Genomic DNA, 13905 nt, shown 5'->3' with positions numbered 1-13905 from the left:
ACGTGACTCAGCCGTTGACGCGTTCGAAGATCTTCTCGATCTTCTCTTTGAGCACCTGAGCGGTGAACGGCTTGACCACGTAACCATTGACGCCGGCCTGGGCCGCTTCAATGATCTGGTCGCGCTTGGCTTCAGCGGTCACCATCAAGACCGGCATGCTTTTCAGCTTGTCGCTGGCACGCACTTTACGCAGCAGGTCGATGCCGGACATGCCCGGCATGTTCCAGTCGGTCACCAGGAAGTCGTAGTGACCGTTTTCCAGCATCGGCAACGCCGTGGTGCCGTCATCGGCTTCGTCGGTGTTGGTGAAACCCAGGTCACGCAACAGGTTCTTGATGATCCGCCGCATCGTCGAAAAGTCGTCAACGATGAGGATTTTCATGTTCTTGTCCAATTAGACCTCCAAGCAGTCTCAAACGCGCTCGGCCTACCGAGCACGCACTCATTCAATTCGGTACAACGTGGAAAACGACTGCAACGACAGTGGGCTAACGCGCCCGCCATTCCCCCAGGCGGCTGCGCAGGCGCGCGGCACATTGGCTGTGCAACTGGCTGACCCGCGACTCGCTGACACCCAGCACCTCACCGATTTCCTTGAGGTTCAGCTCTTCGTCGTAGTACAGCGCCAGCACCAGGCGCTCACGCTCCGGCAGGTTGGCGATAGCCTCGGTCAGGGCAGCCTGGAAGCGCTCCTCCTCCAGGCCGCGCGCAGGTTCGACCTGGCCACTGGCGCCATCCTCATGCAGCCCTTCGTGCTCGCCGTCCTGCAACAGGTCGTCAAAGCTGAACAGGCGGCTGCCCAGGGTATCGTTCAAGATCCCGTAGTAATCATCGAGACTCAATTGGAGTTCGGCAGCAACTTCATGATCTTTAGCGTCACGGCCTGTTCTGGCTTCAACCGCACGCATGGCATCACTGACCATACGGGTGTTGCGGTGTACCGAACGCGGCGCCCAATCGCCTTTGCGCACTTCGTCCAGCATGGCCCCGCGGATGCGGATGCCGGCGTAGGTCTCAAAGCTGGCGCCCTTGCTGGCGTCGTATTTGTTGGCCACTTCCAGCAGGCCGATCATGCCGGCCTGGATCAGGTCCTCGACCTGCACGTTGGCCGGCAAGCGCGCCAACAGGTGGTAGGCGATGCGCTTGACCAGCGGCGCGTAGCGTTCGATCAGCTCGTACTGGGCGTCCTTCGCCGCCCGGCTGTACATCTTGAAGCCGCTGGCGTTCATAGTACGGGTCCCGCGCTGGTGGGTTGCACCAAGCGCTCGACAAAGAACTCCAGATGGCCGCGCGGATTGGCCGGCAACGGCCAGCTGTCGACCTTCTGGGCAATCGCCTTGAAGGCCAGCGCGCACTTGGAGCGAGGGAAGGCTTCGTAGACGGCACGCTGCTTCTGCACCGCCTTGCGCACGCACTCGTCGTACGGCACGGCACCCACGTACTGCAGGGCAACGTCAAGGAAGCGGTCGGTGACCTTGGTCAGCTTGGCAAACAGGTTGCGCCCTTCCTGCGGGCTCTGCGCCATGTTGGCCAACACGCGGAAACGGTTCATGCCATAGTCGCGATTGAGCAGCTTGATCAACGCGTAGGCGTCGGTAATCGAGGTAGGTTCATCACACACCACCAGCAGCACTTCCTGGGCGGCGCGAACGAAGCTGACCACCGAGTCACCGATACCCGCAGCGGTATCGATCACCAACACATCGAGGTTGTCGCCGATCTCGCTGAACGCCTGGATCAACCCGGCATGCTGGGCCGGGGCCAGATGCACCATGCTCTGGGTGCCCGAGGCTGCCGGTACGATACGCACACCGCCGGGGCCCTGCAGCATCACGTCACGCAGCTCGCAACGCCCTTCAATCACATCGGCGAGGGTACGTTTGGGGGTAAGGCCCAGCAACACGTCGACATTGGCCAGGCCCAGGTCGGCGTCCAGCAGCATGACCCTGCGGCCAAGCTCGGCCAGCGCCAGGGACAAGTTCACTGAAACGTTAGTCTTGCCGACGCCACCTTTGCCACCGGTCACGGCGATCACCTGTACGGGATGCATGCTACCCATGTCTGTTCTTTACCTTGTCTCGCTGGGACTCAGGCCACACGTAGGGCAATTCTGCGTGCCCCTTGGCATAGCGACTTTGCACACGCTTCATGGTCAACCCGCTCGCCGTGGGTTGTGATAGAGATCAGCGAACATGTCGGCCATGGCCTCTTCGCTGGGCTCGTCCTGCTGCTGCACATTCACCGCCCGCGTGACCAACTGGTGGCCCCGCGGCAGGTGCAGGTCGTCAGGAATGCGTGGGCCATCGGTAAGATAGGCCACTGGCAGTTCATGACTGATGGCAAGGCTCAACACATCGCCAAGGCTCGCCGTTTCATCGAGTTTGGTCAGGATGCAGCCGGTCAGGCCACAGCGCTTGTAGCTGTGGTAGGCGGCGGTCAGCACCTGCTTCTGGCTGGTGGTGGCCAGCACCAGGTAGTTCTTCGCGGCAATGCCACGCCCGGCCAAGGTTTCCAGTTGCATGCGCAGCGCAGGGTCGCTGGCTTGCAGGCCGGCAGTATCGATCAGCACCACGCGCTTGCGCAGCAGTGGTTCCAGCGCTGCTGCCAGCGACTGGCCCGGGTCGACGTAAGTCACCGGCACGTTGAGGATGCGGCCCAGGGTCTTGAGCTGTTCCTGAGCGCCGATACGGAAGCTGTCCATGCTCACCAGCGCCAGGTTCTGCGCGCCGTACTTGAGCACGTAGCGCGCGGCCAGCTTGGCCAGGGTGGTGGTCTTGCCCATGCCCGCCGGGCCGACCATGGCGATCACCCCGCCCTCTTCGATCGGCTCGACTTCAGGCACTTCGATCATCCGCGCCAAGTGAGCCAACAGCATGCGCCAGGCCTGGCGCGGCTCTTCGATCTCGGCGGTCAGGTCCAGCAGCTCGCGGGCGATCGGCCCGGACAGGCCAATACGCTGCAGGCGGCGCCAAAGGTTGGCCTGCTGCGGCTTGCTGCCCTGCAGCTGATTCCAGGCCAGCGAGCCGAGTTGCACCTCCAGCAGCTCGCGCAGGCCCGACAGCTCGGAGCGCATGGCATCGAACAGGCGTGGGTCAACCGGCGCAGCAGCCGGTACGGCGGCAGCCTCCGGGGCCTCGACGTGCGGCTCGATCAACGGTTCGGCAGCGGTCAAAGATTGCCCGGCGAACAATTGGCGGTTGTTGTCGCTGCTGTCCTGGCGCTGGTCCAGCTCGGCCTGGGCAGTGGCAATGCGCGTATGGGTCTTGCGCAGCTCTTCTTCCAGCTCGGCGTTGGGCACACGCGGGGCCAGGGCGGACAGCTTGTAGTCCAGCGCGGCCGTCAGCTCGACACCACCGGCAATGCGGCGGTTGCCAATGATTGCGGCATCGGCGCCCAGCTCGTCACGGACCAGTTTCATGGCCTGACGCATATCGGCGGCGAAAAATCGCTTAACTTGCATTATCCCCTACCTCAGCCGTTAGGGCCCACGGTGGCAACGATGGTGACTTGCTTGTTGTCAGGTATTTCCTGATACGCCAGAACATGCAAATTCGGTACAGCCAGGCGACCGAAACGCGACAACATGGCGCGGATCGGGCCGGCGACCAGCAGAATGGCCGGCTGACCCTGCATTTCCTGGCGCTGGGCCGCCTCGATCAGCGAACGTTGCAGCTTCTCGGCCATGCTAGGTTCCAGAAGAACACCGTCTTCCTGACCCTGCCCGGCCCTTTGCAGACTATTCAGCAAAATCTGTTCCAACCTTGGCTCCAGGGTAATCACTGGTAGCTCCGACTCAACGCCGACAATGCTTTGCACGATGGCGCGACACAATCCGACGCGCACCACCGCCACCAGCGCGGCGGTATCTTGACTCTTGCCCGCGTTGTTCGCGATGGCCTCGGCAATACTACGAATATCGCGCACTGGCACCTGTTCCGACAACAGGGCTTGCAGCACCTTGAGCAGCCCCGACAAGGAAATGACGCCCGGCACCAGCTCTTCTGCAAGTTTAGGCGATGCCTTGGCCAGCACCTGCAGCAGCTGCTGAACCTCTTCGTGGCCGATCAGCTCGTGGCAGTGCTTCTGCAGGATCTGGTTGAGGTGGGTGGCCACCACGGTGCTGGCATCGACCACGGTGTAACCCAGCGACTGCGCCTGTGAGCGCTGGCCGACGTCGATCCACACCGCCTCCAGGCCAAACGCCGGGTCGCGCGCGGCAATACCGTTGAGGGTGCCAAACACCTGCCCAGGGTTGATCGCCAGTTCGCGGTCCGGATAGATCTCCGCCTCGGCCAGAATCACCCCCATCAGGGTCAGGCGGTACGCGCTGGGTTGCAGGTCGAGGTTGTCACGAATGTGCACGGTGGGCATCAGGAAACCCAGGTCCTGCGACAGCTTCTTGCGCACGCCCTTGATCCGCGCCAGCAGCTGGCCGCCCTGGTTGCGATCGACCAGCGGGATCAGCCGATAGCCGACCTCTAGGCCGATCATGTCGATGGGGGTGACGTCGTCCCAACCCAGCTCCTTGGTTTCCAGCGCGCGCTGTGGCGAGGGCAGCAGGTCCTGCTGGCGCTGCGCCTCTTGCTGGGCTTTGACCTTGGCCTGCTGCTGCTTCTTCCACACCAGGTAGGCGCCGCCGGCAGCCATCAGGCCGAGGCTGAGGAAGGCAATGTGCGGCATGCCCGGCACCAGCCCCATGACGATCATCAACGCGCCAGACACCGCCAGGGCCTTGGGCGAATCGAACATCTGCCGATTGATCAGCTTGCCCATGTCCTCGGAACCCGACGCGCGGGTCACCATGATCGCGGCGGCAGTGGACAACAGCAGTGATGGCAATTGCGCCACCAAACCGTCACCGATGGTCAACAAGGCGTACACCTTGCCGGCCTCCGTGAAACTCATACCGTGCTGCATCATGCCGATCAATATGCCGCCGATCAGGTTGATGAACAGGATCAGCAAGCCAGCGATGGCGTCGCCGCGCACGAACTTGCTGGCACCGTCCATCGAACCGTAGAACTCGGCCTCCTGCGCCACCTCGGCACGGCGGTGCTTAGCCTGGGCCTGGTCGATCAGGCCGGCATTGAGGTCGGCGTCGATGGCCATCTGCTTGCCAGGCATGGCGTCGAGGGTGAAACGCGCACTCACTTCCGAGATACGCCCGGCACCCTTGGTCACCACCACGAAGTTGATGATCATGAGGATGGCGAATACCACGGCACCGACCACGTAGTTACCGCCGATCACCACCTCACCGAAGGCCTGGATCACTTTACCGGCAGCGCCATGGCCCTCCTGGCCATGCAGCATGACCACACGGGTGGACGCGACGTTCAGGGCCAGGCGCAACAACGTGGCCACCAGCAGGATGGTGGGGAACGCGGCAAAGTCGAGCGGGCGCAGGGCGTATACACAGACCAGCAGCACCACGATCGACAGGGCGATGTTGAAGGTGAAGAACACGTCGAGCAGGAACGGCGGTATCGGCAACATCATCATTGCCAACATCACCAGCAGCAACAGCGGCACACCCAGGTTGCCCCGGCCGAGCCCGGCCAGGTTGTTGCGGGCGTTGCTGATTAACTGAGTGCGATCCACCGCGAGTCCTCTTGATGCAAAACTTTGACGCCCAGGGGGCGCCTGGGCGTGGCTTTGCAAGAAGCTTTCCAACTTTGCTCGGCGAGAGATTTATGTTGCTGGTACCGGCCCTTTCGCGGGTAAACCCGCTCCTACGACGGGCTGTGCCCAAACACCAATGTGTGCCCACCCCCGATAGGTGTAGGAGCGGGTTTACCCGCGAATACGGTAGCGGCGGCAACGGTGAACGGCGGGTGGAAATTGGCCAGCAGGCCCGGCCCTTTCGCGGGTGAACCGCTCCTACACGCGGCCTGTGCCCAACCACCGACATGTGTCCAACCCCGATCCGGCGTAGAGCGGGTTTACCCGCGAATACGGTAGCGGCGGCAACGGTGAACGGCGGGTGGAAATTGGCCAGCAGGCCCGGCCCTTTCGCGGGTGAACCCGCTCCTACACGCGCCTGTGCGCCAACCACCGACTGTGTCCACCCCCGATCCGGCGTAGGAGCGGGTTTACCGCGAATACGGTAGCGGCGGCAACGGTGAACGGCGTGTGGTAATTGGCCAGCAGGTCCGGCCCTTTGCGGGTGAACCCGCTCCTACACGCGGCCTGTGCCCAACCACGACATGTGTCCACCCCGATCCGGCGTAGGAGCGGGTTTACCGCGAATACGGTAGCGCGGCAACGGTGAACGGCGGGTGGAAATTGGCCAGCAGGCCCGGCCCTTTCGCGGTAAACCCGCTCCTACACGGCGGCCTGTGCCCAACCACCGACCTGTGTCCACCCTCGATCAGGCGTGTAGGAGCGGGTTTACCCGCGAATACGGTAGCGGCGGCAACGGAGAACGACGGGTGGAAATTGGCAGCAGGCCCGGCCCTTTCGCGGGTGAACCCGCTCCTACACGCGGCCTGTGCCCAGCCACCGACCTGCGCCCACCACCGTGGTAGGAGCGGGTTTACCCGCGAAAGGGCCAGAAGCCGTGACACAAGGTCAACTGTCGCGGCGCAGGTCCGGCGGGATCGGCAGGTCGTCCTTCAGCGGCTCTGGGCGCTTGCCCTTGCCGGCGCGGTATTGGCGAATCTGGAACACATACGCCAGCACCTGCGCCACCGCCAGGTACAGCCCCGCCGGGATCTCCTGCTCAAGTTCGGTGGAGTAATAGATCGCCCGCGCCAGCGCCGGCGATTCGAGGATCTGGATGTTGTGCTCCACGCCAATTTCACGAATCTTCAACGCCATGAAATCGCTACCCTTGGCCAGCAGCAACGGCGCCGCACCGCCTTTCTCCGGGTCGTATTGCAAAGCCACCGCATAATGCGTCGGGTTGGTGATGATCACGTCTGCATCCGGTACCGCCGCCATCATGCGCCGCTGCGACACCTCGCGCTGCAGTTGGCGAATACGTTGCTTGACTTCGGGCTTGCCCTCGCTGTCCTTGTACTCGTCGCGCACTTCCTGCTTGGTCATCTTCATTTTCTTGTGCGTCTGGTACAGCTGGAACGGCACATCTGCCGCGGCAATCAGCAACAGCCCGGCTGACATCCACAAGGCACTCCAGCCCACCACCTGCAAGCTATGGATGATCGCCTGCTCCAGCGGCTCATTGGCAATCGACAGCAAGGCCTGGCGGTCACCGGAGAGCACCACCACCGCCACCACCAGAATCACGAAGAACTTGGCCAGCGCCTTGAGCAATTCAGTCAGGGCCTGCATCGAGAACATGCGCTTGATCCCCGCCAGCGGGTTCATGCGGCTGAATTTGGGCTGCAGCAAGCTGCCCGAGAACAGGAAGCCGCTAAGCGCGATGGGCGCCACGAAGGAAACCACGAACAGCAGGATCAGCACCGGCTGCACCGCCCATATGGCCATCTTGCCCGAGGCCAGCAGGAAGGCACCCATGGCCCGTTCATCGACGATGATGTCGCGGGTCAAACTGAAGTTCATGCGCATCAACGCAAGCAATGTCTCGGCCACGTGGCCGCCGAACGCCAGGAGGCCACCGGCACCCGCCAGGGTCACCGCCACCGTGTTCAGCTCCTTGGAGCGGGCGACCTCGCCCTTCTCGCGGGCGTCGCGCTTGCGCTTTTCGGTGGGGTCTTCTGTCTTGTCCTGACCGCTCTCGCTTTCTGCCATGCTCAGCGCACCCTCGCCAGCTCACGCAGCCATTGCAGCGTTTCGCTGGCCAATGCCTGATAGTGGGACAGGACATCGGCCAGGCCGACCCAGAAGATGAACATGCCCATGACCAAGGTCAGCGGGAAGCCGATGGAGAAAATGTTCAGCTGCGGCGCGGCGCGGGTCATTACGCCAAAGGCAATGTTCACCACCAGCAGCGCAGCGATCACCGGCAGAATCAACAGCAGGCCGGCACCGAACACCCAGCCCATACGCCCGGCCAGCTCCCAGAAGTGATTGACCACCAGCGCACTCCCCACCGGCAAGGTGGTAAAACTTTCGGTCAGTACCTCGAACACCACCAAGTGGCCGTTCATCAACAGGAACAAGACACTCACCAGCATGGTCATGAACTGGCTGATTACCGTGACGTTGACCCCGTTGGCGGGGTCGACCATCGAGGCGAACGCCATACCCATCTGTACCGCGACGATTTGCCCGGCAACCACGAAAGCCTGAAACAGCAACTGCAAGGCCAGGCCAAACAGCGCACCAACGATGATCTGCTCGGCGCACAGCAGCATACCGCGCAGGCTCAACGGGTCGAACTCGGGCAGCGGCGGCAATGCCGGCACGATCACCACGGTCACCGCCACCGCCACGTACAGGCGAATCCGCGCCGGCAACATGCGGGTACCGAAGATCGGCATGGTCATCAGCACCGCAGTCACCCTGAACAACGGCAGGATGAAGGTGGCGACCCAGGTGCCGATCTGCGTGTCGGTCAGTTCCAGCATCGCCGCATCAACCTATGAGCTGCGGGATGTTGGTGTAGAGCGTGGTGAAGTACTCCATGAACTTCTGCACCAGCCACGGCCCGGCGATGATCAGCGTGATCAGCATCACCAGCAGGCGCGGCAAAAAGCTCAAGGTCTGTTCGTTGATCTGCGTGGCAGCCTGGAACATCGCCACCACCAGGCCCACCAACAGGCTCGGCACCACCAGCACGGCGACCATGAGGGTGGTCAGCCACAGGGCATCACGAAACAGGTCGACAGCGACTTCAGGTGTCATCGGCGGCTCTCCTTGACGGCGTCAGACACCGCCGAAACTGCTGGCCAGGGTGCCCATGATCAACGCCCAACCGTCGACCAGCACGAACAGCATGATCTTGAACGGTAGCGAGATGATCAGCGGCGACAGCATCATCATACCCATGGCCATCAGCACACTGGCCACGACCATGTCGATGATCAGGAACGGGATGAAGATCATGAAACCGATCTGAAACGCCGTCTTCAACTCGGAAGTGACGAACGCCGGCACCAGGATCGTCAGCGGCACCTGGTCGGGGCCGGCGATGTCGGTACGCTTGGACAAGCGCATGAACAGGTCAAGGTCGCTTTGCCGGGTTTGCGCCAGCATGAAGTCCTTGAGCGGCCCCTGGGCCTTGTCGATCGCCTGCTGGGCAGTCATCTGCTCCTTCAGGTAAGGCTGCAGCGCGTCCTGGTTCACCCGATCGAACACCGGCGCCATGATGAACATGGTCAGGAACAGCGCCATGCCGGTCAGCAACTGGTTGGACGGCGTCTGCTGCAGGCCCAGGGCCTGGCGCAGGATCGAGAACACGATGATGATGCGGGTAAAGCTGGTCATCAGGATGACGAACGCCGGGATGAAGCTCAGCGCGGTCATGATCAGCAGGATTTGCAGGCTGACCGAATATTCCTGTTGCCCGTCCGGGGTGTTGGACAGGGTGATGGCCGGGATCGACAGCGGGTCGGCGGCCAGGGCCAGCGGCGCAGCCAGCAGCAGCGCCAGAGTCAACAACGTACGCAGCGCGCCGCTCATCACTTGTTGTCCTTAGGGTCCTTGCCCATCAGCTCCATCAGCCGCTGGGCAAACTCCGGCGTCGCCTGACGGACGCTTGCCGGCACTTCCACGGGTTCGGCCAGTACGTGCAGCGCTTCGATACTGCCGGGGGTATGGCCGATCAGGATCTGCTCCTTGCCCACCTGCACCAGCAGCAGGCGGTCACGCGGGCCGATGGCACGGCTGCCGACAATCTCGATCACCTGCCCACCCTTCACTGCGGTGCTCTGCAGGCGCCGCAGCAGCCAGGCCAGAAAGAAGATCAGGCCCACCACCAGCAGCAGGCCCAAGACCATCTGCGCCAGCTGCCCGCCAAGACTGCCAGGTTGAGCCGCCGGGGTGGCTGCTGGCGTGGCCGCCGCCAGGCAGGCGTGGCTGGCGAACAGCACCGCTGCCGCAGCGATGGCGCGCATCGTGCCCTTCACTCAGCGCAGCTTCTTGATACGTTCGCTGGGGCTGATCACGTCGGTCAGGCGGATGCCGAACTTTTCGTTGACCACGACCACTTCGCCATGGGCGATCAGCGTGCCGTTGACCAGCACGTCGAGCGGCTCGCCGGCCAGGCGGTCGAGCTCGATCACCGAGCCCTGGTTGAGCTGCAGCAGGTTGCGGATGTTGATCTCGGTGCTGCCCACTTCCATGGAAATGTTCACCGGGATGTCCAGGATCACGTCCAGGTTCGGGCCTTCGAGGCTGACATTTTCGTTCGGCTTCGGCGAGCTGGCGAATTCTTCCATCGGCAGGCGGCCCGGGCCGCTGCTGCCGGTGTCCCCGCCCAGCAGCGCATCGATGTCGGCCTGGCCGGCAGAACCGGTTTCTTCCAACGCTGCGGCCCACTCATCGGCCAGTGCCTGGTCCTCTGGGGAGGTGATCTCGTTTTCGTTAGCCATGATTTCCTCGACAGGCATTCAATTCGTTGTAAGCGACCGGCACACCGTCAGCGGCGTTCGATCGGGTCGATGATCTGCAGGGCTAGGTTGCCCTTGTGCGAGCCCAGCCGCGCCTTGAACGCTGGCACCCCGTTAGCGCGTAGCACCAGGTGTTCGGGCAGCTCCACCGGGATCACGTCACCCGGCTGCATGTGCAGGATGTCGCGCAGCTTCAGCTGGCGTCGGGCAACCGTGGCGGTCATTGGCACGGCCACGTCCAGCACGTCCTCGCGCAGGGCCTTGACCCAGCGCTCGTCCTGGTCGTCCAGGTCCGACTGGAAACCGGCATCGAGCATTTCCCGCACCGGCTCGATCATCGAGTACGGCATGGTCACGTGCAGATCGCCGCCGCCACCGTCCAGTTCGATGTGGAAGGTGGACACCACCACCGCTTCGCTGGGGCCGACAATGTTGGCCATGGCCGGGTTGACCTCGGAGTTCATGTACTCGAAGCTGACCGGCATGATCGCCTGCCAGGCTTCCTTCAGGTCGACGAAACACTGGTCCAGCACCATGCGCACCACACGCAGTTCGGTCGGGGTGAACTCACGCCCTTCGATCTTGGCGTGGCGGCCATCGCCGCCAAAGAAATTGTCCACCAGCTTGAACACCAGCTTGGCGTCGAGGATGAACAGCGAAGTGCCGCGCAGCGGCTTGATCTTGACCAGGTTGAGGCTGGTGGGCACGTACAGCGAGTGCACGTATTCGCCGAACTTCATTACCTGCACGCCACCCACGGCCACGTCAGCGGAGCGGCGCAGCAGGTTGAACATGCTGATACGGGTATAGCGGGCGAAGCGCTCGTTGATCATTTCCAGGGTCGGCATGCGACCCCGCACGATACGGTCCTGACTGGTCAGGTCGTAGCTTTTGATACTGCCAGGCTCGGATGCACTCTCGGTCTGCACCAGCCCGTCGTCGACACCATGCAACAGGGCATCGATTTCATCCTGGGACAGCAGGTCCTGTACGGCCATTGCGGACTCCTACTGCAATACGAAATTGGTGAACAGCAACTGGTCGATGACCGGCTTGCCGACTTCCTTCTGCGCCACTTCCTGGACCACCGCGGTGGCCTTCTGGCGCAGCATCTCCTGCCCTACCGGGCTGCTGGCGAGGGTGTCGAACCCTTGCCCGGAGAACATCATCACCAGGTTGTTGCGGATCACCGGCATGTGCACCTTGAGGGCATCCAGGTCGGCCTGGTTACGCGCCTGCAGGGTGATGCTCAGCTGCATGTAGCGCTGGCGGCCGTTCTGGTTGAAGTTGACCACGAAGGCAGGGGTCAGCGCCTCGTAGATCGCCGCTGGCTTGACGTTGCTGGCCGTGGCCTCGGCGGCCGGAGCCGGCTCGCTCTTGTGCATGATGAACCAGGTAGCGCCCACCGAAAGGCCGATCGCCAGCAACAGGCCGACGACAGCCAGCAGGATCAGCTTGAGTTTGCCTTTAGTGGCGGGGTCTTTGACTGCTTCGCTCTTCGCCATGCCAATAATCCGTCGTCCATCGGGGGTTCAAAGGAGAATGGCTTGGCTTGAGCAAGTGTTATGCCAGATTTTGCAGGGGATGGATTCCAGCAGGTTTTGCGGTGCTGGCTTCTTCGCGGGCACGCCCGCTCCCACAGGTACCGCACAGGGTTCGAAATCAACGAAATTCCTGTGGGAGCGGGCTCGCCCGCGAAGAAGCCAGCCCAGGCCAACAGGCATCAGGCGTAGTAATCGACCGCACTGTCGCCGACAACCACCTGCTGCTCCAAAGGCCGGGCGCTATCGACCGCTTCGGCCCCACCCTGCTCGGCCCGGCGCGCCGCCACCCCGGAAAGGTTGCTGCCCTGCGCCTGCCCCTGCTGTTGTTGCTGCCCGCGCGACTGGTCAGCCACGTTGACATCCGGCTGCGCCAACCCCTGCTGGGCAAACAGTTCGCGCAGGCGGTGCACCTGGCTGTCGAGGGCGTCACGTACGCCGGCGTGGCCGCTGATGAAGGTGACCTGGGTGGCCTGGTCCGCCGCAACATTGACGCGAATGTCGAGGCGACCGAGTTCTGCCGGCTCCAGCTGGATATCAGCCGACTTGAGGTTCTGGCTGGACAGGTACATGACCCGGTTGACCAGGCCCTCGGCCCAAGCGTTCTGGTTCATCGGCAATGGCTGATGCAGCGGGTTCGCAGTGGCCGATACGGCGTTGGCGGTCTTGGCCGTGGCCGCCTGGGTCAGGCTGGCCAGGCGGTTGGCAAAATCATCGATGCGGGTGTCGCTGCTGGCGCTCTTGGTGTCTTTCAGGCCGTCTTCAAGCAAGGCGCCAAAGGCCTTGCCACCTGATTCAGCGCTTTCGCCATCGGTATCCTCGACCAGATTCGCCAAGGTATTGACGGCCGCCTGCCCTTCCTCGCCCTGAGCCTGGGCAGCATCAAGGGCATGTGCAGAGGTGCCCCCCTTGGCCTGGGCACTGTGCTCCAGCGCCAGGCGCAGGGTCGGCAGGTTGGCCAGGGGGTCAGCATCCGGATCGAAGGCTTCCTCGGCGGACGGCTCTTCAGGCAGTGCCGCGGCAACCTGGGTTTGCGCCGTGGCCGCCTGCAGCACGGGCGCCACCGCCTCGGCCTGCGCCTGGATCAGTTGTGCGCCAGGCTGGGCATCAGTGACCTGACCGGCCACCAGGCTGGCATCACGTACACCCGTCTCGGCCTGGGCCGAATCCTCTTCTGGCAACTTGTTGCCGTCATCGGCAACTGCAGCTTTGCCAGAAGGGTCTTTCTTGCCGCCAACTGCCGCATCAGGTTTGTCCTTGGGCTTGGCCTGAGCGACCTTGTCGTCCTGCCCGGCAACCTTGTCGCGGCCCTGCCTGGCCATCACCTGGCCAAAGGCATCGCCCTTGTCACCCAGCGCCTGCAACGGTTTGTCCGCCTGCACGGTGGCCGAACGCGAGGTTTTGGCAATGGCATTGGCTTGCAGCAAAGGGTTGGGTGCGACAGGCATCGAGCGGTCTCCGCGCCAGAAACAAAAAATCATTCAGGCAGAGACAGGCAAGACTCGCGCCAACTCGCGTATCAGCCTGCGGAAATACGTTGCTGCTCACCACGGTAAAAGTGCTGCACCACGACGAATTCCATGTCGATGCGGCTGATCAAGTCTTCAATACCGTACAACGGGGGCCGCCGCGCGCGCTCTTCGAGCTGCTGACACAGGCTGGCCAAGGCCACCGCGCCCATGTTGCTGCTGCTGCCCTTGAAACTGTGGGCTGCCGCGCCAAGCTCCTCGGCGCTTTTGGCCGCGTGCAACTGCCCAAGACGCCGCTCCGAGTCGTCCAGAAAAGTCTGCACCAATTGCAGGTAGCCATCTTCCATGACCTCACGCAGGTCACTGAGTACCTTGTGGTCAATATGCATGTCAGTCACTTGTTCACTCCTTGATCAAGCC

The 13905-nt window shown here is 62.8% G+C and carries 15 protein-coding genes; all 15 read right to left on the bottom strand.

Annotated features, from left to right (window positions below; all coding sequences use genetic code 11):
* Positions 1-7 precede the first annotated feature (7 nt).
* Positions 8-382: a chemotaxis response regulator CheY gene (locus tag PRJ_RS07955; RefSeq protein ID WP_010955070.1), complete on the bottom strand. Its 375-nt coding sequence runs from the start codon at positions 380-382 to the stop codon at positions 8-10.
* Between the two features lie 106 nt (positions 383-488).
* Positions 489-1229 carry an RNA polymerase sigma factor FliA gene (gene fliA, locus PRJ_RS07950; RefSeq protein ID WP_003254406.1) on the bottom strand — a complete coding sequence of 247 codons (741 nt, stop codon included), beginning with the start codon at positions 1227-1229 and terminating at the stop codon, positions 489-491.
* Entirely contained in the window at positions 1226-2059 is an 834-nt protein-coding gene (gene fleN, locus PRJ_RS07945; protein ID WP_003254408.1) for a flagellar synthesis regulator FleN, read from the bottom strand. The genes fliA and fleN overlap by 4 nt, the downstream gene beginning before the upstream one ends.
* A gap of 93 nt (positions 2060-2152) precedes the next feature.
* A complete protein-coding gene (gene flhF, locus PRJ_RS07940; RefSeq protein WP_104961057.1) occupies positions 2153-3460 on the bottom strand; it encodes a flagellar biosynthesis protein FlhF in 1308 nt (435 codons plus the stop codon).
* Between the two features lie 11 nt (positions 3461-3471).
* Positions 3472-5601, bottom strand: a complete 2130-nt coding sequence (gene flhA / locus PRJ_RS07935; RefSeq protein WP_104961056.1) for a flagellar biosynthesis protein FlhA — start codon at positions 5599-5601, stop codon at positions 3472-3474.
* Between the two features lie 969 nt (positions 5602-6570).
* Positions 6571-7713 (bottom strand): flagellar biosynthesis protein FlhB, encoded by a 1143-nt coding sequence (flhB, locus tag PRJ_RS07920; RefSeq protein WP_104886512.1) that lies wholly within the window; start codon positions 7711-7713, stop codon positions 6571-6573.
* 2 nt (positions 7714-7715) lie between these two features.
* A complete protein-coding gene (gene fliR / locus PRJ_RS07915; protein ID WP_010955080.1) occupies positions 7716-8492 on the bottom strand; it encodes a flagellar biosynthetic protein FliR in 777 nt (258 codons plus the stop codon).
* Between the two features lie 7 nt (positions 8493-8499).
* Entirely contained in the window at positions 8500-8769 is a 270-nt protein-coding gene (gene fliQ, locus PRJ_RS07910) for a flagellar biosynthesis protein FliQ (protein ID WP_014590156.1), read from the bottom strand.
* A gap of 21 nt (positions 8770-8790) precedes the next feature.
* On the bottom strand, positions 8791-9546 hold the full coding sequence (fliP, locus tag PRJ_RS07905) for a flagellar type III secretion system pore protein FliP (protein WP_003254415.1): 756 nt from the start codon (positions 9544-9546) through the stop codon (positions 8791-8793).
* Positions 9546-9980: a flagellar biosynthetic protein FliO gene (gene fliO, locus PRJ_RS07900; RefSeq protein WP_050545952.1), complete on the bottom strand. Its 435-nt coding sequence runs from the start codon at positions 9978-9980 to the stop codon at positions 9546-9548. The genes fliP and fliO overlap by 1 nt, the downstream gene beginning before the upstream one ends.
* Positions 9981-9992: 12 nt before the next feature.
* Complete coding sequence (gene fliN, locus PRJ_RS07895; RefSeq protein WP_003254417.1) at positions 9993-10457, bottom strand: flagellar motor switch protein FliN; 465 nt, start codon at positions 10455-10457, stop codon at positions 9993-9995.
* Between the two features lie 47 nt (positions 10458-10504).
* On the bottom strand, positions 10505-11473 hold the full coding sequence (gene fliM, locus PRJ_RS07890; RefSeq protein WP_003254418.1) for a flagellar motor switch protein FliM: 969 nt from the start codon (positions 11471-11473) through the stop codon (positions 10505-10507).
* Positions 11474-11482: 9 nt separating this feature from the next.
* Complete coding sequence (gene fliL, locus PRJ_RS07885; RefSeq protein ID WP_064491804.1) at positions 11483-11980, bottom strand: flagellar basal body-associated protein FliL; 498 nt, start codon at positions 11978-11980, stop codon at positions 11483-11485.
* 218 nt (positions 11981-12198) lie between these two features.
* Complete coding sequence (locus PRJ_RS07875; RefSeq protein ID WP_104961052.1) at positions 12199-13464, bottom strand: flagellar hook-length control protein FliK; 1266 nt, start codon at positions 13462-13464, stop codon at positions 12199-12201.
* Positions 13465-13535: 71 nt separating this feature from the next.
* Positions 13536-13883, bottom strand: a complete 348-nt coding sequence (locus PRJ_RS07870) for an Hpt domain-containing protein (RefSeq protein WP_004577674.1) — start codon at positions 13881-13883, stop codon at positions 13536-13538.
* Positions 13884-13905 lie beyond the last annotated feature (22 nt).

Source organism: Pseudomonas sp. XWY-1, from assembly GCF_002953115.1.
GTDB lineage: Bacteria > Pseudomonadota > Gammaproteobacteria > Pseudomonadales > Pseudomonadaceae > Aquipseudomonas > Aquipseudomonas alloputida.
This window is presented reverse-complemented; position numbering and strand designations above follow the sequence as displayed.

Coding starts and splice junctions, on each gene's coding strand:
- fliQ (WP_014590156.1), bottom strand. CDS start 8,769: ATGACACCTGAAGTCGCTGTCGACCTGTTTCGTGATGCCCTGTGGCTG.
- fliN (WP_003254417.1), bottom strand. CDS start 10,457: ATGGCTAACGAAAACGAGATCACCTCCCCAGAGGACCAGGCACTGGCC.
- PRJ_RS07875 (WP_104961052.1), bottom strand. CDS start 13,464: ATGCCTGTCGCACCCAACCCTTTGCTGCAAGCCAATGCCATTGCCAAA.
- PRJ_RS07955 (WP_010955070.1), bottom strand. CDS start 382: ATGAAAATCCTCATCGTTGACGACTTTTCGACGATGCGGCGGATCATC.
- fliO (WP_050545952.1), bottom strand. CDS start 9,980: ATGCGCGCCATCGCTGCGGCAGCGGTGCTGTTCGCCAGCCACGCCTGC.
- flhF (WP_104961057.1), bottom strand. CDS start 3,460: ATGCAAGTTAAGCGATTTTTCGCCGCCGATATGCGTCAGGCCATGAAA.
- fliR (WP_010955080.1), bottom strand. CDS start 8,492: ATGCTGGAACTGACCGACACGCAGATCGGCACCTGGGTCGCCACCTTC.
- fliP (WP_003254415.1), bottom strand. CDS start 9,546: ATGAGCGGCGCGCTGCGTACGTTGTTGACTCTGGCGCTGCTGCTGGCT.
- fleN (WP_003254408.1), bottom strand. CDS start 2,059: ATGGGTAGCATGCATCCCGTACAGGTGATCGCCGTGACCGGTGGCAAA.
- fliM (WP_003254418.1), bottom strand. CDS start 11,473: ATGGCCGTACAGGACCTGCTGTCCCAGGATGAAATCGATGCCCTGTTG.
- flhB (WP_104886512.1), bottom strand. CDS start 7,713: ATGGCAGAAAGCGAGAGCGGTCAGGACAAGACAGAAGACCCCACCGAA.
- fliA (WP_003254406.1), bottom strand. CDS start 1,229: ATGAACGCCAGCGGCTTCAAGATGTACAGCCGGGCGGCGAAGGACGCC.
- fliL (WP_064491804.1), bottom strand. CDS start 11,980: ATGGCGAAGAGCGAAGCAGTCAAAGACCCCGCCACTAAAGGCAAACTC.